Here is a 21,637-nt window from a genome sequence, read left to right on the forward strand (position 1 = left end):
ATTATTTTTTCTTTTCTGCGTGGCCTTTGAATGTACGCGTAGGCGCAAATTCACCAAGCTTGTGACCAACCATATTTTCTGTTACATAAACTGGAATAAATTTATTCCCGTTGTGCACTGCGAAGGTATGGCCTACAAAATCAGGTGAAATCATTGATCTACGAGACCAAGTTTTGATTACCGATTTTTTGTTTGTTTCATTCTGAGAAAGAACTTTTCTTTCTAAGTTGTGATCGATGTAAGGACCTTTTTTAATTGAACGAGCCATTATTTTTTCCTTCTTTCAATGATGTAACGATTCGATGTTTTCTTTTTGTAGCGTGTTTTGAAACCTTTAGCTAACACACCTGTACGTGAACGTGGGTGACCTCCTGATGTACGGCCTTCACCACCACCCATAGGGTGATCAACAGGGTTCATCGCAACACCACGAACGCGAGGACGACGACCTAAGTGACGTTTACGACCAGCTTTACCTAACACTTGGTTAGCTTTTTCAGCATTTGATACTGAACCGATAGTCGCAACACATGTCAATAAGATCATACGAACTTCACCTGATGGCAATTTGATAATAGCATATTTACCGTCACGAGCAGACAATTGAGCATAAGTACCAGCCGAACGCGCGATTGAACCACCTTGACCAGGATTCAATTCGATGTTGTGGATGATAGAACCCAATGGAATGTTTGCTAATGGTAATGTATTACCAACTTCTGGAGCAACTTTTTCACCCGCAATTACAGTCATACCAACTTGTAATCCTGTAGGAGCGATGATGTAACGTTTTTCACCATCCGCGTAGTGCAATAATGCAATACGTGCTGTACGGTTTGGATCGTACTCGATAGTAGCTACTGTTGCTGGGATTTCTTTTTTATCGCGTTTGAAATCTATAATACGGTAAACTTTCTTGTGTCCGCCACCGATATAACGCATAGTCATTTTACCAGTTTTATTACGACCACCTGATCTTTTGTTCGCGCCTACTACTAACGATTTTTCAGGAACGTTTGTAGTAACGTCAGAATAGTCAGCGCCTACTCTGAAACGCGTACCAGGGGTAACCGGTTTGAATCTTTTAACTGCCATTTTTTATTTATATAACACTGTAAAAGTCAATAGTTTCACCATCTTTAATTGTGATGATGGCTTTTTTATACTTAGGAGCTCTTCCAGAAACGAATCCTGCTTTAGTGTAACGGCTTTTTGCTTTACCAGCTACTACTGAAGTATTTACTGCAACTACAGTTACACCAAACATTTCTTCGATAGCAGATTTAATCTGAATTTTGTTTGCTCTATGATCTACTTTGAAAGCATAACGGTTTAATTTTTCCGTTAACAATGAAGCTTTCTCAGTTAAGATAGGTTTTTTAATAATTTCCATATTACTTAGCTAATGCTTCCTCCAAAGTTTTAACAGAATCAGTAGTCAATAATAATTTAGTAGCGTTTAATACATCATATGTATTTAACTCAGCTGCTACGATTACTTTTGCTTTCTTTAAGTTTCTGCTTGATAAATAAACATTGTTATTGTAGTCTGGTAAAACTAATAAAGTTTTTTCGTCAGCTACATTTAATGCGTTTACTAAAGCTACATAGTTTTTAGTTTTGATAGAGTCAAAATTAACCGCATCTAAAACTACAACATTGTTTTCTTGTGCTTTGTAAGACAACGCTGATTTACGAGCTACTTGTTTTAATTTTTTGTTCAATTTGAACGAGTAGTCACGTGGTTGAGGACCGAATACACGACCACCACCATTAAACAATGGAGATTTGATAGAGCCCGCACGAGCACCACCAGTACCTTTTTGTTTGTGTAATTTACGAGTAGAACCCGCGATTTCATTACGTTGTTTAGACTTGTGAGTACCTTGGCGTTGGTTCGCTAAGTATTGTTTCACATCTAAATAGATCGCATGGTCGTTAGGTTGTACACCGAATACTGACTCAGGAAGTTGCACCTTGGCACCTGTTTCTTTACCTGATAAATTTAATACATTAACTTCCATCTCTACTATTTGTCTAAGATTACGTAAGAACCTTTAGCTCCTGGGATAGAGCCACTAACAACGATAAGGTTTTGCTCAGCATAAACTTTCAACACTTGTAAGTTTTGAACTTTTACACGATCACCACCCATACGACCCGCCATGCGCATTCCTTTGAATACACGTGAAGGCCATGAAGCCGCACCAATAGAACCTGGAGCACGTAGTCTGTTGTGCTGACCGTGAGTCGCACCACCTACACCACCAAATCCGTGACGCTTCATTACACCTTGAAAACCTTTACCTTTTGAAGTACCAACTACGTCTACATACTCGCCTTCAGCAAATAAAGTTACATCTACGATGTCTCCTAGTTGTTTCTCATCTTCAAAAGTTTTGAATTCAACTAGTTTACGCTTAGGAGTCACTCCTGCTTTCGCAAAGTGTCCTTTTAGAGGAGCTGATGTATTCTTCTCCTTAGCCTCGTCATAGCCAAGTTGAATAGCCGAATAGCCATCACTCTCTACCGTACGTATCTGCGTTACCACGCACGGCCCAGCCTCGATTACTGTACATGGGATGTTCTTCCCATCAGCGTTGAACAGGCTGGTCATTCCTACTTTTTTACCAATAATTCCTGACATGTTATAAATTAAATTAATTAAAGTCCATCGAAGCAGTAGGGCTTCGCTCAAGACATACTTTCCCCAATAAGGGACTGCAAAAGTACAAAGATTTTTATAACTATCAAATAATTAGTACATTATTTTTAATCAATTCTAAATATTTAACATTCTAAGTCAACAACTTAATTATTGATAGTATAGCAATTGATTTATTAAGCAATTCAAAATTTGTAGGTGTACAATTTGTAAGCGTAGCACTACAAACCAAAATGAATTATATGGTGATAATAAGTAATCTAGCTTACTGAATACCTAGTTTTGCCGAAATTTTAACGTCAATGAAAAAAAATCTTTTCACACTATTAAGCATCACTTATAGCATTATTGCTTTCGCACAGGAAGATTCAACGAAAAATTGGACTATAAAAGGCGAAAACACATTCCTTATTAATCAAAGTTCATTTACCAACTGGGCTGCAGGTGGTGTAAACTCATTTGCTGGGAATGTGATTTTCAATTACGACTTCAATTATAAGAAAGATAAATGGAGTTGGGATAATAAAGTATTAGCCGCATATGGTCAAACTTTCCAAAAGGAAACAGATTGGCGTAAGAATGATGATAGATTTGCTGTAAACTCCTTATTAGGTCATCAATTGACTGAAAAATGGTTGTATACGTTTTTCATGAACTTCAACACGTAATTTGCCAAAGGTTATAAATATGATGCAGATGGAAATGGCGAATTGACGTCCGCAGGATTAGCACCAGCATACTTAAGTTTTGGTCCTGGTATGGCGTATAAAGAGTCTGATAATTTTAAGATTAACTTATCCCCTGCATCTGCACGTTTCGTTTTCGTGACTAATGATCAAATTGACGAAACATTATATGGTCTGGATGCTAGTAAAAATTCAAGGTTTGAATTTGGTGCGTCATTAGATGCCTATTATAAGAAAGACATCATGGAAAAGGTAGCTTTCGAAAACATTTTGCGATTATACTCCAATTATCTTGAAAATCCACAAAACGTCGATATAGATTACCGCTAACTTATTTATGAAAGTAAATAAATTCATTACCGTAAATGCAGGTGTACAATTGATCTACGATGACAATACAAAAATACCAACATTCGAAAACGGAGTAAAAACTGGCGAAGGACCAAAACTTCAGGTAAAGCAAGTAATAGGTGCTGGTATTACGTACAAATTTTAGGCTAGACTAACCAACTTATAAATGAAAGGAGACCGAAATTGGTCTCCTTTTATCGTCTATTTTGAGAAGCTAACCTTATATTCTATTAATCCAATTTTTGACTTAGTATCAAATTCAGCGATAACACGATAAACTTTTTCACCCCAAACATTTGCAATACGCACATCCTCCACCACTATTTCTTCCACTCGTATATCTTTAGTCTTGGTTTTGAATTCCAAAATCGCCTGGTCTTTATTATCCAATGTAATATTGAAAGAATTGTTTTTGATATTCGGTTTATATTTGGTCATGAAAACAAGTTGTTGTGTTGCTTTAGAATCTTTTAAAATATACTTTTCCTTAACTTCAAGTACATTTGACTTTTTGGTTAATTTAAAATCTCTCACCCAACTATCAACCGCAGCATCATTTGGATAGGCTTTTGCAATGTCTACGCTGTAGGCGTAATGTGTTGGCGATTTAGATGTGCTAACATCTGTTGCTTCAAATTTTCGACCCTCCTTTTGTTGAATACCATTAATCATAGGCAGGTTATGGTATTGGGATTGCATATTCCACATCTCATATCTTTTACTACTGAAAGTTTTGGAATTGTAGGTTCCCACACCAATATCAATTAATACTGGAAAGCCATTGTAATACACCATATAACTTCCGACATCATTGTGATTGTGGCTGACATCATTATGACTTCCTATCGCGGAGAAAAACAACGTATTTTCGGCTACAGTATTCTTCACAAACACCTGACCTAAACTTTTATAAAATGAATATTCGGGAGCAGAATAATTAGTTGTGTGGTCAAAAAGTTCTGCTAGTGATGATGACATCTCCAATAAATCATGTAATACTTGATTATGGTACATGAAATCTGGTCGATGTGCCAAATAGGAGGCAAATCCTCCGAAATTCTCATTTTTAGATATTTGTTAAAAGTTCCAAACTTTTAATGGACTAACATTTTCTATAGCGAGTGCATCAGCGAAATTAACATATCTATTTTCCGCAATATGCGCATTGATGATGTATGCACATATATTTTCTAGTTTTTTCTGTCCTGCAAAAGAAATTTTTCCTTGAGCTGCATCTTCTATCCACTTCAGCATACTTCCTAATTCACCCCCCGCATGCATCCAATACGAAGGACCTTCATCACACGCGCCATCTTCAGGGTAGGAGTTGATAAACTTATCAGCACTTGACATTAATTTATGTAAGCCTTTCTGCAATTTAGTTTTATCCGTTTCTATCAGTAAAAAGGTTTTTAACACATTGGTATTTATCCAAATATTCCAGTTGTTGATAAAATTTGTATTGAAACTCATCCACCAATAATCTGTTCGTTCTAAATATGCATCGGTTATTCTACGGCGTAATTCATGTAAAACACGCATATTGATTTGCTTTGAATATTTATCAAATTCATCATACAACATGAAATAAGTCAACGCTACACTTACTGCTTGTCGACCAGCCCCTAAATCAATATACATATCCTCAATATTGGCGAGACCTGCACCTAATTTTTGAGATGCAAGATGCGCTGGTGAGACCCACGTACTTTCTTCAAGAATAAGCCACAAACCATTTATAATATCAGGAATGAATCGACCTTTGGACTCGATAAGCTCTGCCTTTACCAAATTCTCAAATACTTCCCTCCTCTTATTTACTGCTGTCTCGTATACGGTACGATTTCCATTAAGCTTAAAGCCCAAATAGGCCATTGCTTTATGCGAAGGCCAATCATAGGAGAGGTAATTTTCACCATTCTGTATGATTTTAGCTTTTACAGTATCTGGAAGTTTTTGTAAATCATCTGAATATTGCTTCCTCTTGCTGGCACGCCAATCGCCAATATTGTTTACAATTCCATCAATAGCACTACTATTAACCTTCGTTTGTAAAATGTCTTGACCGAAGGACAACTGACAAGAAACAATAAAACAGAATAATAAACCAATTCTCAATCTATTATTTCTTGCTTTCATAAAATGGTCATAATTTAATAAGAGGATGTATTATAGTTGAACAACAACAATACGTCCTCTTATGCATATTAATATATTTTTTGAATTCGCTATTATAAAATAGCAGGTTGGTTATTTAGAAGTCTATTGTAACGCAATAATGCTTCTACATAATAGTAATCTGCATATGTCAATGGAACATAAACTTCAGTTTTATGCGGAATAGAGCCTACACTATGCTTTAAAATATATCCACCAGCTTCTTTGTAATCCGCTTTATAAGGTTTTGATGCCATTGATTTAAGCATCACTTCAGCCTTACTCAAATAATTTGCGCTCTCCGCACCTTTTGTATATTGTGCCAACTGCCATGTCTAATTCCGCTTCTTTGACGTATTCTTCGTATCGATAAGAAGGAGAACGAACTGCATCAGGATCACCAACAAAAGATACCGCACTTGCGCCAATATTCTGAATAAGATTATCTGTAATCTTAACTTGTCTATTGTATTTACTTACGAATACCGCATTTCCCCCAAGGTTATAAAAGTTGGAACCAGATACTTCACAGTTTTCAGCATTTTCAAATAGTATAGCTCCTTGCCTATAGATTGTCCAATCGCTACGCAACAATGGTTCACTAGTCTTCATGAAAGTAGGAGCCGTATAGACAAAATCCAATCCCTTTATTTGAATGTGCTTTACGGGTTCCCCATTAGCACCCGCAACTTTGATAATATTTTCTAAATGTGCGGTCTCGAATTTCAGTGTATTGGGATTATTTCCAACTTCAGGCTTATAATAAAGAGTGGATGTTTTCGCATCAAAATACCATTCATTGACATCGTCCAACTCTTCAAATATATTTTCAACAAATCGAAATACATTATGCATCGGACTAGGTCGATTATTCTGTTGCCCGCCTTCCAAAATTAAATTACCATCCTTATCATTTCCTTTTATCATAAAATGGAAACCGCCCCACTTACCTTCATGTAACACATGTACATATCCTCCTTCAGGATTTTTCCATTTATTAACGCGCTCTTCCGATATTGCGTCGGCAGCATAGCCATTAAAAGGCAAAATCTTCGGATTAAAATTAGGATAGCGTGCCTTAATAAGCTTCTTGCCATCGCCGTACAGATCTTCCATAACAGTTCCTGCTGGAATATTTACACTCCATATTCCATTTGAACCCTCTTTCCAATTCAGTTTCTGCAACAAAATCCCCGCACTCAAAACAACCTTCTCTCCTTCTGCTGCACGAATTATAAAAGGAGCTTCATTAGTTCCTGAAAGGGTTTGATCAAGCTCAATACTCTTATCCAAATAATATGTACCGCCATCCAGTATTAACTCGATCGGTCCCTTGAATTTAGTATTTTTAAGACGCTTTACCTGATCAATTCCTTTGTGAATTGTACCTAAAGGTTTCTCAACAGTTCCAATATTTTTATCATTTCCATCTTTACTAACATATATTCTTCTAACGGATTGCGCATGAACATCTACACAACTGAAAATTGTTAGCGCCAACAGTATACTTATTAAGTGCCTCATAATTTATTGGTATAGTAAATCGCTTCACATAATTGGTTGATTAAATAACGATTTAGAATTAACCAAAAAGCTAACCAAATTACCCAAAAGATAAACTATATAATCATCGAGAATTAAGAATTTACTATATTAAATTCAGAGATCAAAAACTACTATGCATAAAAAAAGGTATAACTGATTTTCTCAGTTATACCTTTTGCTACAGCAAGTTAAATGCTAGCTATTAATATTGTCCTGTATTTAACATGACCAATGTACACGCTTCTACTGGCTCTATTCCCGCCTCTTTCAGTTTTGCTGAAAGTTCAGGGTTCTCAGCTCCAGGATTAAAGATTACACGCTTTGGCTTTGTATTAAGAATATAATCGTAATAAGGCTCCTGATTTTTTGGCCCTACATATAGAGTAATTGTATCAATATCAGTATGAATTTCCTCTGCAGGCTGAATAGCTACACCAGCAACCTCACCTACCTTTCTACCGACATTGACGATTGGATACCCTTTTCTAACTAATTTATTCGCTACTAAATAAGAATATCTTGCCGTATTTGTGCTTGCACCTAAAATCAATGTCTTTTTCATATACTTAAAATTTATAATATCAATGTTCTACAAATCCACCGTTGGCGTCATATGCATTTTGTCTTAATATAGGCATTTCTAGAATTTTATACAACTCATCCAGTTGATTTATACTGCCATTAACCATATTTGACAATAGCACGATAGTAACATCATTTGTTAAATCTCTCACGTAGAGATTTTTAAACCCATGCCACCAGCCCGTATGATAAACTATTTTTTCCTTACCAGAAGTAAACATTCGCCAGCCATAGCCGTAACTAAATACGCCTCGCTTAGCATCCGATCGCGGTACATAAGCCGAATCCAAAAGTTCTTTGCCCAATAATCGACCTTCTTTCAAAGCCTTGTCAAGCAGGAACATGTCTTTCACCGTACTGTAGATACCTTTATCTCCTAATGGTCCATCCAAATAATCCTGCACTACCGATCTGCGCCACACACGGTCATGACCTATTACATCCGTCGGGATTTTATCGTATTTCACACGTGACAATGCTGCTGTATTTTTCATGCCTGCTGGCTTAAATACATTTTCCTGCATATACGCATCAAAATCTTGACCAGATACTTTCTCTACGATGGCACCCAACAACATATAATTGGAATTATTATAGTGAAATCTTCCATCTGGTTTCCCATATCTCGCAGGCTTATGTTCAATCATCAAATTGATAGCGTCCATGCTGGACATGCCCTTCTTACGATCAGGCCAAATCTTATCTACAAAATAGACGTAATTTGGTAATCCAGAGCGATGTGTCAACAACTGCCTAACAGTTACACCTTCATATGGAAATCCTGGGAAGAAATCACTTACCAACTGATCTATACCAACTTTTTCCTTTTCTAATAATTGCAAAACAGCTAAAGCCGTCATTGGTTTGCTCACCGATGCCAATTCGAACCGAGAATCAATATGTAAACTATCCTTGTGTAGGTAGTCCGCCCAACCGAAGGAGTTTTGATAGATAATCTTACCCTTTTTTGCAATCAATACATTGCCATTGAATCCAGAACGTTTATGCAATTTCTGCATATATTCATCTACACGAGGGTCAAAATTTTTGGGATCATAAATCAAAGCAATACTATCCAGTTCGGATTGTTTCTGCCTAACTTCTTCTTGCTTCTTTGCTTCGGATTTACACGAAATAATAAAAATTGTACTTACAAAAAATGCTACTAACCTTACTAATCTATTCACGCTTCTGATACGATTTTTGAATTCAACTAAATATAAAAGGAATCTAAATTAAAAACCAAAAAAGAAGCCACTTTATTTTATAAAGTGGCTTCTTTTTATGTTAAGCAACAATCTTTTTACGCTAATAAACGAATTGGAGCTTCTAATAATCCTTTTAATGTTTGTAAGAACTGTGCTCCAGTTGCACCATCCACTACGCGGTGGTCACAACCCAATGTCAATTTCATTACATTACCTGGTACTACTGCACCGTTTTTCACTACAGGCACTTGTTGGATCGCACCTACAGATAGGATTGCACCATCAGGAGAATTGATAATTGAAGTAAATTCATCAATACCAAACATACCTAAGTTAGATACCGTAAATGTCGAACCTTCCCAATCTGCTGGAGTTAATTTTTTAGCTTTCGCTTTACCAGCGAAATCTTTAACCTCTGCTGAGATGTGTGATAATGATTTACCATCTGCAAAACGTACAACAGGAACCAACAAGCCATCTTCTACCGCCATAGCAACACCGATGTTAGTATGTTGGTTGAATCTGATTTTGTCACCTTGCCATGAAGAGTTTACGGCAGGATGTTGTTTCAATGAAACAGCAACAGCTTTGATAACTAAATCGTTGAAAGATACTTTCACTGGAGCTACCTCATTGATTTGAGCACGCGCAGCGATAGCATTATCCATATCGATACTTACAGTCAAGTAGAAGTGAGGTGCAGTAAACAATGACTCACCTAAGCGACGAGCAATTGTTTTACGCATTTGCGAAACACCAACCTCTGTATATTTTTCTTCGCCAACGAAAGTTGGTAAGCTAATAGTTTTAGTCTCAGATTTAGCTGCTTCTTGAGCTGGAGCAGGAGCTGATTTAGCCGCTGGAACAAAGTTCTCCACGTCTTTTTTCACAATACGACCACCATCAGCTGAACCTTTTACATCATTCAAGTTGATGCCTTTATCTTTAGCAATTTTACGTGCCAAAGGAGAAGCTTTAACTCTTGAATCATCCGAAGATGAAGATGAAGTAGCCGCCGGAGCAGAAGTAGTAGATGCTTCAGGAGCTTTTTCTTCAGATTTCTCCTCAGTTTTTGGAACTGAAGATGATGCCGGTTGATTCAATAATGGCGTAATATCTGTTCCCGCAGGACCAACGATAGCGATAATATCATTAACCTTCGCTGCTTCGCCAGCTTCAAGACCTACATACAACAATGTACCATCAGCGTATGCTGTTACTTCCATTGTCGCTTTATCAGTCTCTACATCTGCAATAGCATCGTCAGATTTGATTGTATCACCTACTTTGAAGTTCCATTGCGCGATAACACCTTCTTTCATCGTGTCACTCAACAAAGGCATTGTTACAACAGTTACACCTAAATCTTCAGCTGTAACCGAAGGACCCGAAGATACTGGAGCAGAAGTTTCTTCTGCCTTAGCCTCAGACTTCTCTTCCTTAACAGGAGCAGCTTCGCCACCGCTTAATAAGGCTTGGAAATCCTCACCTTCTTCGCCCAAGATTGCAATAATAGCATCAATTGCTACTGCTTCGCCATCTTTTGGACCTATATATAACAATGTACCTTCGTCATAAGACTCTAGATCCATTGTAGCTTTATCTGTTTCAACCTCTGCTAAAAGGTCGCCAGAGCTCACTTTATCACCAATTTTTTTGTGCCATTTTGCGATTACACCCTCTGTCATGGTATCGCTCATTTTTGGCATTCTTACTACTTCAGCCATGTATTATAGTAGATTAAATCTTTTATAAAAACCTTGAATTATTTGAATTAGTCCATTACAAATGGATAGTCCTCTTGTACATAGATATCTTTGTACAATTCGTCAACTGAAGGATAAGGAGACTCTTCTGCAAATTTAACAGAATCATCAACCACTTTCTTAACTTCAGCCTCTACTTCCGCAAACCATGCTTCGTCAGCATATTTGTTCTCTAAAATAGCCACTTTAGTTGCTAATAATGGATCTCTACCTTTGTACTCTTCTAATTCTTCTTTTGTACGGTATTTAGCAGGGTCAGACATAGAGTGACCTTTGTAACGGTAAGTACGAATTTCTAAGAATGTAGGTCCTTCACCTGCACGAGCACGTTGAACAGCTTCGTCCATCGCATTGTGTACAGCTACTGGATCCATACCATCTACAGGAGCACATGGCATATCAAAACCTAAACCGATTTTATAAATATCCATCATGTTTGTCGTACGTTGTACAGAAGTACCCATTGCGTAACCATTGTTTTCACAAACAAAAATCACAGGCAATTTCCACAACATAGCCATGTTGAAAGTTTCATTCAATGCACCTTGACGCACAGCACCATCACCCATGAAACATACATTCACATTGTCCGTACCTAAATACTTCTCAGCAAATGCTAAACCAGCACCTAATGGAATCTGACCACCCACGATACCGTGACCACCCATCATACCTTTTGACTTATCAAAAAAGTGCATTGATCCACCTTTACCTTTAGAACATCCTGTTGCTTTACCATAAAGTTCAGCCATACATGCATTTGCAGATACACCTTTCGCTAAAGCTTGAGCGTGATCTCTATATGATGTGATAAATGTGTCTTCAGGTCTTGTCGCTGATACAGTACCAGCTACAACAGCCTCTTGACCAATGTATAGATGACAGAATCCACGGATTTTTTGTTGTCCATAAAGTTGTCCTGCTTTCTCTTCAAATTTACGCATGAGTAGCATTGATTTATACCACTCTAGATATGTCTCTTTTGTTATAGGTGTTGAACTCATTTTAAAGTATTGTTTCTTACTTAACCGATTACAAATCTAGTAATTTATATCGATAATTAGGACACTTTTAATTCCTGAATTAAGTAATTTTTGTCATAAATGGATAAAAAATCTAACTTCAAATATTTTCTATCAATAAATTTTTAAAAAATATTTGAAGCCAACATCTGCTAGGAACTTAATTGTTTAATCAAATCCTGTACTGTAATTTTTACTTGCTCACCAGAATCCATATTTTTCAAACTCAGAAGTCCAGACTCTTTCTCTTCATCCCCAATCAACAATACAAATGGAATTCGTTTCGCATCCGCATAACTCATTTGCTTTTTCAACTTAGCAGCAGTTGGATACAATTCTGATGCAATACCTGCTTGACGCAATGAAGCCAATAATGGCAGCGTAAATGACTCTATCGATTTATCAAAATTTATTATCAGCACTTTGGTATTCGTAGAGTTAGATTCAGGATACAATTTTAATTCTTCCAACACATCATAGATGCGATCTGCCCCAAAAGAAACACCGACACCAGTCAAACCTTTCAAGCCAAACATACCCGTCAAATCGTCGTAACGACCACCACCTCCGATGCTCCCCATAGCAACTTCATTGGTTTTCACTTCGAAAATACAGCCCGTATAATAATTTAGACCACGAGCTAACGTGATATCTACTTCTACGAATTGTGATAAAACTTGATCGTTCGTAAAAGCTTTTACATAAGAAAATACTTCTTCGATTTCTTGAATGCCCTTTAATCCAGTTTCCGAATTAGCAAGAACAGTTTTTAATTGCGAAAGCTTTTCTTCATTCGAACCTTGCAATTCAATGATAGGCTTCAATGTTTCAAAATCTTCATTGATAAATCCTCTTTCTAACAATTCTTTATTAACGCCATCCAAACCAATTTTATCCAACTTATCTATAGCTACTGTCATATCAACGATAAGTTCAGGTTTACCAATGATCTCTGCTATACCTGTTAAAATTTTACGATTATTGATTTTAATTGTAAAATCTTTCAATCCCAAAGCCAATAAAGCTTCTTGATAAATCAAGATAAATTCTGCTTCATTCAACAAACTTTCTGACCCCACGACGTCCACATCACACTGATAGAATTCACGATAACGACCTCTTTGCGGACGATCAGCGCGCCATACCGGTTGAATTTGAAAGCGTTTAAATGGTAAAGCAATATCGTTTTGATGCATAACGACATACCTCGCGAAAGGAACAGTCAAATCGTAGCGAAGTGCTTTTTCGGAAATATGAGGTATTAATTTATTGGAATTTCGCTCTGCTAGTTTTTCATCGGAAACCTTAGACAAATAATCTCCGGAATTTAGGATTTTAAAAATCAATTTATCCCCTTCATCACCGTATTTACCTGTAAGTGTAGAAAGATTTTCGAAGGAAGGAGTTTGGATTTCATTATACCCAAACTTTTTGAAAACTGTTTTGAGCGTATTGAATATATAATTTCTTTTCTCCATTTCAGCAGGAGAAAAATCACGTGTACCTTTTGCCAATGATGGTTTAATTGCTGCCATACTGCAAAGGTAAGATATCAAAGCGAATATGAAATAATCAAGCGAAAGAATATCGCTCAAAGTGAGGTTACAAAATCTTTAAGTAGTCACAAGCTTTTTCAGCAGCTAGTTTTTCAGCACTTTTCTTATTGAAATCACGACCTAAGCCACAGACCTCCCCACTTACTACAACTTCAATACTGAACATTTTAGCTGATTCACCTTCAGGATTTTCAATAAGATTGAAAACAACCTCTTTCCCTTCTTGCTGACACCACTCTATCAAGCGACTTTTAAAGTTAGATTCGGTGATTTCTAGTGTTTCGATATCGACATGTGGTTCAATAATTCGAGTCAATAAAAACTCTTTGGTAAACATGTAGCCTTTATCCAGATAAATTGCACCTACAACAGCCTCAAAAGCATCACCTAAAAGAGATCCTTGCTTTGTGGGATACGATATCATACGCGAATCGTATTGAATCAATTGGTCAAAGCCCAATTTGCGAGAAAGTTGGTTTAAATTGGCACGAGACACAATTTTGGAACGCATCTCTGTCAAAAAGCCTTCGCCTTTGTAAGGATACAATTTGAATAGCAATTCTGCAATCACTGAACCAAGCACAGCATCACCCAAAAATTCAAGACGCTCGTTGCTATTTTTGACACCTTCTTTGATCGGAACAGCCACAGATTTATGACGGAAAGCCATTTGATATAACTTCACATTACCAGGTACAAATCCCAGTATATTTTTGAGCTTTTTATAATAAGCTCTATTACGCGAAAAATATAATTTATATATCTGCAATGACATTTTCCAACTGCTAAAAAGTAGAAATAGGTAGTTTAATTTATTTTAAACTACCTATCAACTTTTTTATCTTATTCAATACTAACCTTTATACTTTTTGAAGATTACAGTAGCATTATGCCCACCGAAACCAAAAGTATTACTCAAAGCGGCTTTTACTTCACGCTTCTGAGCGGTATTAAATGTGAAATTCAAATTGTTATCTATTTCAGGATCATCTGTAAAATGATTAATCGTCGGAGGGACAATATCATTTTTAACAGCTAATATAGAAGCGATAGCTTCTACAGCACCTGCTGCTCCCAACAAGTGACCTGTCATAGATTTGGTAGAACTGATGTTTAATTTGTAAGCGTGCTCGCCGAATAAATCAACGATCGCTTTTGTTTCACTGATATCCCCTACTGGTGTAGAAGTCCCATGCACATTGATGTAATCAATGTCTGAAAACTGCATTTCTGCATCATTGACAGCCATAGTCATTGCTAACTTAGCGCCCAATCCTTCAGGATGTGATGCTGTAATATGATGCGCATCAGCACTCATACCACCACCTACAATCTCCGCATAGATCTTAGCTCCACGAGCTAAAGCATGATCTAAACTTTCTAAGACAATAGCTCCTGAACCTTCACCAGATACAAATCCATCACGATCTTTATCAAAAGGACGTGACGCCGTTTTCGGGTCGTCATTTCGTGTTGATAAGGCGTGCATTGCGTTGAAACCACCAATTCCAGCTTCGTTTACCGTAGCTTCAGAACCACCTGTAATGATTATATCAGCTCTACCCATACGAATATAAGTAAAGGCATCAATCATTGCATTCGTTGCTGAGGCACACGCCGACACAGCTGAAAAATTTGGCCCACGCAAACCATGACGCATAGAAATGTGTCCTGGCGCAATATCAATAAGCATTTTAGGAATAAAGAATGGGTTGAAACGAGGTGTCCCATCTCCTTTGGAAAAAGAAAAAATCTCTTCTGTAAAAGTAGTTAATCCTCCAATACCCGCTCCCCAAATAACACCAATACGGTTTCTGTCCAATTTATCAAAATCCAATTCTGCATCTTTTACGGCTTCATCAGTAGAAGCAATAGCATATTGCACAAAAGGATCCACCTTGCGCGCTTCTTTTCGATCCATATATTGAAGTGGATCAAAATTCTTAACCTCGCAGGCGAATTGTGTTTTAAATTTAGACGCATCAAAATGCGTAATAGGAGCAGCACCACTTACACCATTAACTAACGATTCCCAAAATTCAGAAACCGTATTACCTATTGGTGTAAGTGCGCCTAATCCTGTTACAACTACTCTCTTAAGCTCCATTTATTATGTTTGGCCTAATAAAATTAGTTAGTTAACGTTTTTCTCTAAGTAAGCAACTGCTTCACCAACTGTGCCGATGTTTTCAGCTTGGTCATCAGGAATTGCTACGTTAAATTCTTTTTCGAACTCCATGATCAACTCAACTGTATCAAGTGAGTCTGCACCTAAATCATTCGTGAAAGAAGCTTCTGGTGTTACTTCATTTTCATCTACACCTAACTTTTCAACGATAATTGCTTTTACTCTTGATGCGATATCTGACATGATTAAATAGTTTAATTGTTTAATAAATCTGTGCAAAGAAAAATAAATTTACTCATATATCAAACCTTTTTGATATTTAGGTACAAAATAAAACATCAAACGTCCGCTAAAGTACCCAGTCCCATTACTTCGGAATTGAATAAATATTTATATTCAATTATACTAATTCCAACAAGCAATTACAAAAAAAGTTCACATTTTAAGAGCTAAATTATTTAATGCGTATTAATTATTGTAATTTCGTATTAAATTAAATTTTAGGCTAGATTTTGAACAAAGTAACTTTTAAACTCGATCTTGATTTCGACTTAGAGCTAGATTTTACTTTAATAGGTATTAGCTCATCTTTAAGAGATTATAGACTTTGCCACTTCATAAATAAGCATACAGGATTGCATTTCCAATTTGGAAAAGAATCCCCTATCGATCACAATGGAAATATCAAATCTAAGCCACAAGAAGAATTAGATTATCATATCATTACAGAGAAAAATAAGTCTAAAACTTCAACACACAGCTTTCCAATGTATCGATATTGTTGCGAAAGTTTTGAGTATGAATATTACATTATCAACAATAAGAGTCTCGAAAATGGCGTTCTAATTCCAGAATTGGCTAGTTTTGATTATTTCATGTTGATCAAGCATTACATTGACATAGAAGATTTAAATAAGTTAATTGACAACTTAAAATCAATCAATGAAATAATGTTGGTAAAAGAAATTGAACCAACTTCATTGAAATCTAAAGAAAATCTAATATTTTAGCAAACTCTTAACAAAGTGTACTATTTACACTTTGAAAAAAGATATATAATTATGCCTAAATATTACATCCGGTCTGTACAATTAAAAAGATCTGGGTGTTATTTGTAATAAAGAATAAAACTCAAATGAAGAAAATTCAAAAAAGAACGAAAATAGTCGCAACGTTAGGCCCTGCATCAGCACAAAAAGAGGTATTAACTCAACTGATTGCTAAAGGTGTAGATGTGTGCAGACTAAACTTTTCGCATGGTAGTCAAGAAGACCATTTAAAAGTAATCAACACGATCAAAGAGATCAACGCAGAACACCCATTTCATGTTGCTATCTTAGCCGATCTTCAAGGTCCAAAAATTCGTATTGGAAAAATGAAAGAAGGCGGTGCTATTCTTGTTAATGGCACACAGATTGAAATGACTACACAAGAGTTGATTGGTGATGAAAAAAGAGTATACATCACGTATGAAAACTTCCCTAACGACGTAAAAGAAGACGAAATTATATTATTAGACGATGGTAAATTGCAATTGCGTGTACTTTCGACAAACCATAAAGATTCTGTAATCTGTGAAGTAGTTCACGGTGGCATTTTAACTTCTCGTAAAGGTGTAAACCTTCCAAATACAAAAGTTTCTATCCCTTCATTGACAGAAGAAGATTTAGACAATTTAAATTTTGCATTAGATCACGGCGCAGACTGGATTGCGATGTCATTCGTACGTTCAGCAGAGGATATCGTTCAGTGTAAAGAAATCATTGCAGCTAAAGGCAGTCATGCTAAAGTAATCGCGAAAATCGAGAAACCTGAAGCTATTGATAACATTGATGCTATTATCGAAGCTACTGACGCTATCATGGTGGCACGTGGTGACTTGGGCGTAGAGATGCCAATGGAAGAAGTACCAGGTTTGCAAAAAATTATTGTTCAAAAATGTCGCAACTTGTCTAAACCAGTAATCATCGCTACACAAATGTTGGAGAGTATGATTACGACGCCACGTCCTACACGTGCGGAGGTGAATGACGTTGCAAACTCGGTATTAGATGGTGCTGATGCGGTAATGTTGAGCGGTGAAACTTCTGTTGGTGAATTTCCCGAAATCGTTATCGAAACAATGGCGAAAATCATTACGCATGTAGAATCCACTTCTTATCCGTATTACAGCGCGAGAAATGATGCTGCAAACCCAGAAACTGTTATTCAAGATTCAATCTGTGGTTCATCTATTTTCTTAGCAGAAAAAACGAAAGCTTCAGCTATTGTTGTTATGACATCGTCAGGTTACACAGCACTTGAAACTTCAAGCTACCGTCCTAATGCGAATATTTATGTATTTACTGGTAATACACAATTATTAAATCAATTGAGCTTAGTATGGGGCGTTAGTACATTCATTTACGAAAAATTCGAGAGTACAGATGGTACAATCCAAGATGTAAATGAATTATTAAGTCAAAATCAATTGGTTGATCCAGGACAGATAGTAATTAATACAGCTTCAACGCCTTTACATAAAAAAGGAAAAACGAACACAATCCGCGTTTCTGTGGTTCAATAATATACAAATGGCGAGATAAATATCTCGCCATTTTATTTTTTCTCTTTGCCTAGAATTTTTAATGAATCTGGCTGACCTTTTAAATCTATCTTATCTAAATTCTCTGTACCAGGCATCGGAGCCAGACCTTTTCCATTTAATTTCTTCACAGGCATAGTATAGGACTCTCCATCTTTCTTAGTATACACATTCGGAATAGCGACGGAATTATCACCCTTTTGAATATAGGAATCCAAATTCACAGGTTTTCTCTTTTGTAATGAATCTTGCAGCGGCAAATCGATATTGGGCAATGAAAATCTTTTATATTTTGTTTCCTTACCTTTATCTTGCGCGTAAGCAAAAGAGCAATAAAATCCGACCATTGAAAAAACTAAAAAGAATGCTTTCATAAACTTATTGGTTATTAATCAATTAAAGTTATCAATTAATGATTACGCATTCAAGTTAAAATCTGTTAAATGAGGCAATTAACACATAATCATTGTTATTTTTGTATGGAATGAAGAAAAAAAGCATCTCACTTATAATATGGCTGATGTCAATTGCCTTACTTGGCGTAATGGCGATGCAATATTATTTTATCCGTGAAACATATTATCAAGAATCTCAGCTTTTTGACGAAAAAGTAAATACTTCTTTGTCTAAGGTCGCTTCGGAAATCGAAAAAACAGAGATACAAGATTCATACAAAACGCAGGGTAGAATAAATCGAGATAAATATATTGCTGAGCAGAAAAAACAACAAAAACTAGCTCAACAGGTAAGTATTCAAGAAGAAATCGACAGGCTACGCACTAAACAACAACAGAATTACGAAAAATTTAAGGAAGCCGATGAAGAACTGAAATCGAGGTATCCAAATGTTACACCTATTGACAATTGGTTTTTTGAAACTTATTATAAAAACAAACAGAACCGTAAATTTATTCAGATTCGCTTGGAGCAAGAGCCTATAATAGGAACAACACTTGCCAACACCTACGTAATCGTCTCAGCAACCCGAGAGATGCCAAGAGTTGCTGCAAAAGATGATTCTGTTCGATATGTTATTTCAGAATTTGATTTATTAACGGGTTTTGTAAATTGGTACCAGATAGCTACGCTGCCTCCAAAAGAGGACGAAAAAATAAATTTACGTATTAACAATTTACTTAGCCAATTAGATCGTATTCGTGAAGATTTGCTCGCCGAATCCAATCCTGTTACACTGTTTGATACAGTTGCCATCCTCAGTGGAAAGAAAGCTAGTGTAGTAGAAGATTATGCAATGAGCGTACAGTTAGCCAATCGTCCATTGCACAAAAGAATAAATACGCGTCGCGTGCAACAATTGATTCAGCAAGAACTCGGTAGTAGAGACATTCATTCGCCATTCAACATGGAGATTCGCGACCATTTCAAGTTGATTTATCAAACTTCAGACCCTCAAACATTATTGGAGCCAGAAAAGTTGACACGCTATACTACCGATTTATTTAAAGGTGATATTGGAGAGTCTCGCGGTCGTCTTTCAATATATTTTCCGAATAAGAAAAATATAATTGCGCAAAACATCAGCTACTTGATGCTGCCAACTATTGCATTATTTGCACTCTTAGTCGGCTGTTTTGCCTATACATTGAGTATTATTTTCAGACAGAAAAAAATATCGGAGATGAAGACAGATTTCATCAACAATATGACACATGAGTTTAAAACGCCTGTAGCCACGATAATGATTGCGAGCGAATCGCTGCGAGATCCTGAAATTTCTGCCGATGATAAGCGCGTAAACAAATTGGCAAATATTATTTATGATGAGAATGTACGTTTAGGAAATCATATCGAACGTGTTCTTAATATTGCCAAGCTGGAGAAAGAAGATCTGAAAATCGAGAAAACAGATGTGTATTTGAATAGTATAGTAGAAGATGTATTAGATAGTATGCACCTACAAGTGGATAAAGCTAATGGCACTCTCACTAAAGAACTCTTTGCTAAACACGATCTCGTAATTGGTGATGAATTGCATCTATCCAATGTAATGTTTAATTTAGTTGATAATGCGATCAAATACAGCCCAAATTCACCAGAAATATCTGTTAAAACATACAATTCAAATAATAAGATCATAGTATCAGTGACAGACAAGGGCATGGGAATGACAAAGGATCAAGCAGAAAAAATATTTGATCAATTTTATAGAATACCTACCGGAAATGTACACAATGTAAAAGGTTTCGGCCTTGGATTAAGTTATGTGAATGATATTATCAAACGTTTCGACGGTAAAATAACAGTTAGAAGTGAAAAAGACAAAGGCACAACTTTTGAGGTAGTATTACCACTGAAAAAGTCGTCAAAAAAATAGATAAGTATACATATGCAGAAAATATTATTAGCAGAAGATGACCCAAATCTTGGTGAATTACTAAAAGATTACCTGGAATTAAAAGGGAAATTTGATGTCACACTATCTACTGATGGTGAAAAAGCAATTGAAGAGTTTAAAAAAAGTGAATTTGATCTTTGCATCTTTGATGTGATGATGCCCAAAAAAGATGGATTTACTTTAGGCAAAGAGGTGCGCAAAATTAATAGTACAATTCCAATCATTTTTGCAACAGCAAAAGGTATGATGGAAGACAAAACGCAAGCCTTCGAATTGGGGGGGGATGATTATATCACCAAACCTTTCCGTGTAGAGGAATTATTATTGCGCATACACGCTTTATTGAAGAGAGCTTCAAAAGATAAGGAAGAAGAATTGGCTGATAAGTTTGAAATTGGCAACTATTTCTTTGATTACACCAGCCAAATCATTACATACAAAGGCCAACAGCAAAAACTCTCTACAAAAGAAGCGGAACTTCTTCGTTTACTTTGCCTAAAGAAAAATGATGTCCTTACGCGTGAAGAAGCATTGAAAAAGATTTGGCACGATGATAATTACTTCACAGGCAGAAGTATGGATGTGTTTTTAAGCAAGCTTCGCAAATATTTGAAGGAAGACGCTAGTGTGGAAATTGTAAATGTCCACGGTAGAGGATATAAGCTACTAGTTAGTTAAATAGCAAAACGGTCTGAAAATAAATTTTCAGACCGTTTTGCTATTTAATTAGAGTATATATAAAATACTCTCCATTAAAGCTAAAAATTATTTGCAAGCTTTAATCTCAATTCATCACGCTGAATTAAAAGCTATTACTGTAATAGTCTACTAGATCTATCAATTTTATTCACTAGTTTTTAATAAAAATTTTGATGCTATTGGAAAATTACATATTTTAGCACCGCTTATAGAGAAAGGCTGAGGGACTGGACCCGAAGAAGCCTTAGCAACCTGTCACTGGACAAGGTGCTACATTCTACCCGAACTAACGATAGGGACAGATAAGCTGAGATCACTAATTCCAAGTGGCC

25 protein-coding genes and 1 riboswitch are annotated in these 21,637 nt (G+C 36.3%); of the genes, 7 read left to right on the plus strand and 18 right to left on the minus strand.

What is annotated here, in order from left to right; all coding sequences use genetic code 11:
* Position 1: 1 nt before the first annotated feature.
* Genes rpsS through rplC form a run of 5 tightly spaced genes read right to left on the minus strand, consistent with a single transcriptional unit; the run spans position 2 to position 2,647 of the window.
* Positions 2-268, minus strand: a complete 267-nt coding sequence (rpsS, locus tag GOQ16_RS09495; protein ID WP_132777943.1) for a 30S ribosomal protein S19 — start codon at positions 266-268, stop codon at positions 2-4.
* Entirely contained in the window at positions 268-1,095 is an 828-nt protein-coding gene (gene rplB, locus GOQ16_RS09500) for a 50S ribosomal protein L2 (protein ID WP_149912414.1), read from the minus strand. Before rplB ends, rpsS begins: the two co-directional genes overlap by 1 nt.
* A gap of 7 nt (positions 1,096-1,102) precedes the next feature.
* Positions 1,103-1,393, minus strand: coding sequence for a 50S ribosomal protein L23 (gene rplW / locus GOQ16_RS09505; RefSeq protein ID WP_149912413.1), 291 nt, complete (start codon positions 1,391-1,393; stop codon positions 1,103-1,105).
* A gap of 1 nt (position 1,394) precedes the next feature.
* Entirely contained in the window at positions 1,395-2,024 is a 630-nt protein-coding gene (gene rplD / locus GOQ16_RS09510; protein ID WP_160069056.1) for a 50S ribosomal protein L4, read from the minus strand.
* A gap of 5 nt (positions 2,025-2,029) precedes the next feature.
* Positions 2,030-2,647 (minus strand): 50S ribosomal protein L3, encoded by a 618-nt coding sequence (gene rplC, locus GOQ16_RS09515; protein WP_160069057.1) that lies wholly within the window; start codon positions 2,645-2,647, stop codon positions 2,030-2,032.
* A 320-nt stretch (positions 2,648-2,967) separates the two neighbouring features.
* On the opposite strand from rplC, the gene GOQ16_RS17880 reads away from it, so the two are divergent.
* The 3 genes from GOQ16_RS17880 to GOQ16_RS17890 are packed head-to-tail and all read left to right on the plus strand — an operon-like array spanning position 2,968 to position 3,847.
* Entirely contained in the window at positions 2,968-3,333 is a 366-nt protein-coding gene (locus tag GOQ16_RS17880) for a DUF3078 domain-containing protein (RefSeq protein ID WP_240140993.1), read from the plus strand.
* A gap of 42 nt (positions 3,334-3,375) precedes the next feature.
* Positions 3,376-3,681, plus strand: a complete 306-nt coding sequence (locus tag GOQ16_RS17885) for a hypothetical protein (RefSeq protein ID WP_240140994.1) — start codon at positions 3,376-3,378, stop codon at positions 3,679-3,681.
* Between the two features lie 7 nt (positions 3,682-3,688).
* Positions 3,689-3,847: a hypothetical protein gene (locus GOQ16_RS17890; protein ID WP_240140995.1), complete on the plus strand. Its 159-nt coding sequence runs from the start codon at positions 3,689-3,691 to the stop codon at positions 3,845-3,847.
* Between the two features lie 56 nt (positions 3,848-3,903).
* Here the strand turns inward: GOQ16_RS17890 and GOQ16_RS09525 are convergent, their stop codons facing one another.
* The 12 genes from GOQ16_RS09525 to GOQ16_RS09580 all read right to left on the minus strand — a co-directional run bounded on the left by GOQ16_RS09525 (position 3,904) and on the right by GOQ16_RS09580 (position 15,909).
* A complete protein-coding gene (locus GOQ16_RS09525; protein WP_160069058.1) occupies positions 3,904-4,716 on the minus strand; it encodes a heparinase II/III domain-containing protein in 813 nt (270 codons plus the stop codon).
* Between the two features lie 63 nt (positions 4,717-4,779).
* Positions 4,780-5,841 carry a hypothetical protein gene (locus tag GOQ16_RS09530; RefSeq protein ID WP_160069059.1) on the minus strand — a complete coding sequence of 354 codons (1,062 nt, stop codon included), beginning with the start codon at positions 5,839-5,841 and terminating at the stop codon, positions 4,780-4,782.
* Between the two features lie 92 nt (positions 5,842-5,933).
* A complete protein-coding gene (locus GOQ16_RS09535) occupies positions 5,934-6,185 on the minus strand; it encodes a hypothetical protein (RefSeq protein WP_160069060.1) in 252 nt (83 codons plus the stop codon).
* The gene (locus GOQ16_RS09540) at positions 6,139-7,359 is read right to left on the minus strand and encodes a hypothetical protein (RefSeq protein ID WP_160069061.1); all 1,221 of its coding nucleotides are present in this window, start codon (positions 7,357-7,359) and stop codon (positions 6,139-6,141) included. The genes GOQ16_RS09535 and GOQ16_RS09540 overlap by 47 nt, the downstream gene beginning before the upstream one ends.
* Before the next feature lie 247 nt (positions 7,360-7,606).
* Positions 7,607-7,966: a CoA-binding protein gene (locus GOQ16_RS09545; RefSeq protein WP_160069062.1), complete on the minus strand. Its 360-nt coding sequence runs from the start codon at positions 7,964-7,966 to the stop codon at positions 7,607-7,609.
* 19 nt (positions 7,967-7,985) lie between these two features.
* The gene (locus GOQ16_RS09550) at positions 7,986-9,173 is read right to left on the minus strand and encodes a serine hydrolase domain-containing protein (protein WP_160069063.1); all 1,188 of its coding nucleotides are present in this window, start codon (positions 9,171-9,173) and stop codon (positions 7,986-7,988) included.
* Between the two features lie 116 nt (positions 9,174-9,289).
* Positions 9,290-10,921, minus strand: a complete 1,632-nt coding sequence (locus GOQ16_RS09555) for a dihydrolipoyl dehydrogenase family protein (RefSeq protein ID WP_160069064.1) — start codon at positions 10,919-10,921, stop codon at positions 9,290-9,292.
* Between the two features lie 47 nt (positions 10,922-10,968).
* Positions 10,969-11,964: a pyruvate dehydrogenase (acetyl-transferring) E1 component subunit alpha gene (gene pdhA, locus GOQ16_RS09560; RefSeq protein WP_160069065.1), complete on the minus strand. Its 996-nt coding sequence runs from the start codon at positions 11,962-11,964 to the stop codon at positions 10,969-10,971.
* Positions 11,965-12,134: 170 nt separating this feature from the next.
* Positions 12,135-13,517, minus strand: coding sequence for a histidine--tRNA ligase (gene hisS, locus GOQ16_RS09565; RefSeq protein WP_160069066.1), 1,383 nt, complete (start codon positions 13,515-13,517; stop codon positions 12,135-12,137).
* A gap of 67 nt (positions 13,518-13,584) precedes the next feature.
* On the minus strand, positions 13,585-14,313 hold the full coding sequence (rnc, locus tag GOQ16_RS09570) for a ribonuclease III (RefSeq protein WP_160069067.1): 729 nt from the start codon (positions 14,311-14,313) through the stop codon (positions 13,585-13,587).
* A 78-nt stretch (positions 14,314-14,391) separates the two neighbouring features.
* Complete coding sequence (fabF, locus tag GOQ16_RS09575) at positions 14,392-15,645, minus strand: beta-ketoacyl-ACP synthase II (RefSeq protein ID WP_160069068.1); 1,254 nt, start codon at positions 15,643-15,645, stop codon at positions 14,392-14,394.
* 27 nt (positions 15,646-15,672) lie between these two features.
* Positions 15,673-15,909 carry an acyl carrier protein gene (locus GOQ16_RS09580; protein WP_149912451.1) on the minus strand — a complete coding sequence of 79 codons (237 nt, stop codon included), beginning with the start codon at positions 15,907-15,909 and terminating at the stop codon, positions 15,673-15,675.
* A 269-nt stretch (positions 15,910-16,178) separates the two neighbouring features.
* Between GOQ16_RS09580 and GOQ16_RS09585 the strand changes: the two genes are divergently transcribed.
* Together GOQ16_RS09585 and pyk are read left to right on the plus strand one after the other, a co-directional pair.
* Positions 16,179-16,676: an IPExxxVDY family protein gene (locus GOQ16_RS09585; protein WP_160069069.1), complete on the plus strand. Its 498-nt coding sequence runs from the start codon at positions 16,179-16,181 to the stop codon at positions 16,674-16,676.
* Between the two features lie 125 nt (positions 16,677-16,801).
* Positions 16,802-18,232: a pyruvate kinase gene (gene pyk / locus GOQ16_RS09590; protein WP_160069070.1), complete on the plus strand. Its 1,431-nt coding sequence runs from the start codon at positions 16,802-16,804 to the stop codon at positions 18,230-18,232.
* A gap of 32 nt (positions 18,233-18,264) precedes the next feature.
* Here the strand turns inward: pyk and GOQ16_RS09595 are convergent, their stop codons facing one another.
* Positions 18,265-18,624, minus strand: coding sequence for a hypothetical protein (locus GOQ16_RS09595; RefSeq protein ID WP_160069071.1), 360 nt, complete (start codon positions 18,622-18,624; stop codon positions 18,265-18,267).
* Between the two features lie 110 nt (positions 18,625-18,734).
* Between GOQ16_RS09595 and GOQ16_RS09600 the strand changes: the two genes are divergently transcribed.
* Positions 18,735-20,585, plus strand: a complete 1,851-nt coding sequence (locus GOQ16_RS09600) for a sensor histidine kinase (RefSeq protein WP_160069072.1) — start codon at positions 18,735-18,737, stop codon at positions 20,583-20,585.
* Between the two features lie 12 nt (positions 20,586-20,597).
* Positions 20,598-21,284 carry a response regulator transcription factor gene (locus GOQ16_RS09605; RefSeq protein ID WP_188347320.1) on the plus strand — a complete coding sequence of 229 codons (687 nt, stop codon included), beginning with the start codon at positions 20,598-20,600 and terminating at the stop codon, positions 21,282-21,284.
* A 224-nt stretch (positions 21,285-21,508) separates the two neighbouring features.
* Positions 21,509-21,614, plus strand: a riboswitch (SAM riboswitch).
* The last annotated feature ends 23 nt before the right edge of the window (positions 21,615-21,637 follow it).

Origin of the sequence: Sphingobacterium bovisgrunnientis (assembly GCF_009829085.1) — a bacterium.
Classification (GTDB): Bacteria; Bacteroidota; Bacteroidia; order Sphingobacteriales; family Sphingobacteriaceae; genus Sphingobacterium; species Sphingobacterium bovisgrunnientis.

Excerpts from the sequence above, each read along its gene's own strand:
- rplC (WP_160069057.1), bottom strand. The coding sequence starts at position 2,647 with ATGTCAGGAATTATTGGTAAAAAAGTAGGAATGACCAGCCTGTTCAAC.
- GOQ16_RS17890 (WP_240140995.1), top strand. The coding sequence starts at position 3,689 with ATGAAAGTAAATAAATTCATTACCGTAAATGCAGGTGTACAATTGATC.
- rpsS (WP_132777943.1), bottom strand. The coding sequence starts at position 268 with ATGGCTCGTTCAATTAAAAAAGGTCCTTACATCGATCACAACTTAGAA.
- GOQ16_RS09595 (WP_160069071.1), bottom strand. The coding sequence starts at position 18,624 with ATGAAAGCATTCTTTTTAGTTTTTTCAATGGTCGGATTTTATTGCTCT.
- GOQ16_RS09600 (WP_160069072.1), top strand. The coding sequence starts at position 18,735 with ATGAAGAAAAAAAGCATCTCACTTATAATATGGCTGATGTCAATTGCC.
- GOQ16_RS17880 (WP_240140993.1), top strand. The coding sequence starts at position 2,968 with ATGAAAAAAAATCTTTTCACACTATTAAGCATCACTTATAGCATTATT.
- GOQ16_RS09525 (WP_160069058.1), bottom strand. The coding sequence starts at position 4,716 with ATGTACCATAATCAAGTATTACATGATTTATTGGAGATGTCATCATCA.
- GOQ16_RS09545 (WP_160069062.1), bottom strand. The coding sequence starts at position 7,966 with ATGAAAAAGACATTGATTTTAGGTGCAAGCACAAATACGGCAAGATAT.
- GOQ16_RS09580 (WP_149912451.1), bottom strand. The coding sequence starts at position 15,909 with ATGTCAGATATCGCATCAAGAGTAAAAGCAATTATCGTTGAAAAGTTA.
- GOQ16_RS09530 (WP_160069059.1), bottom strand. The coding sequence starts at position 5,841 with ATGAAAGCAAGAAATAATAGATTGAGAATTGGTTTATTATTCTGTTTT.
- GOQ16_RS09555 (WP_160069064.1), bottom strand. The coding sequence starts at position 10,921 with ATGGCTGAAGTAGTAAGAATGCCAAAAATGAGCGATACCATGACAGAG.
- pdhA (WP_160069065.1), bottom strand. The coding sequence starts at position 11,964 with ATGAGTTCAACACCTATAACAAAAGAGACATATCTAGAGTGGTATAAA.
- fabF (WP_160069068.1), bottom strand. The coding sequence starts at position 15,645 with ATGGAGCTTAAGAGAGTAGTTGTAACAGGATTAGGCGCACTTACACCA.
- GOQ16_RS09605 (WP_188347320.1), top strand. The coding sequence starts at position 20,598 with ATGCAGAAAATATTATTAGCAGAAGATGACCCAAATCTTGGTGAATTA.
- rplD (WP_160069056.1), bottom strand. The coding sequence starts at position 2,024 with ATGGAAGTTAATGTATTAAATTTATCAGGTAAAGAAACAGGTGCCAAG.
- rplB (WP_149912414.1), bottom strand. The coding sequence starts at position 1,095 with ATGGCAGTTAAAAGATTCAAACCGGTTACCCCTGGTACGCGTTTCAGA.
- rnc (WP_160069067.1), bottom strand. The coding sequence starts at position 14,313 with ATGTCATTGCAGATATATAAATTATATTTTTCGCGTAATAGAGCTTAT.
- hisS (WP_160069066.1), bottom strand. The coding sequence starts at position 13,517 with ATGGCAGCAATTAAACCATCATTGGCAAAAGGTACACGTGATTTTTCT.
- pyk (WP_160069070.1), top strand. The coding sequence starts at position 16,802 with ATGAAGAAAATTCAAAAAAGAACGAAAATAGTCGCAACGTTAGGCCCT.
- rplW (WP_149912413.1), bottom strand. The coding sequence starts at position 1,393 with ATGGAAATTATTAAAAAACCTATCTTAACTGAGAAAGCTTCATTGTTA.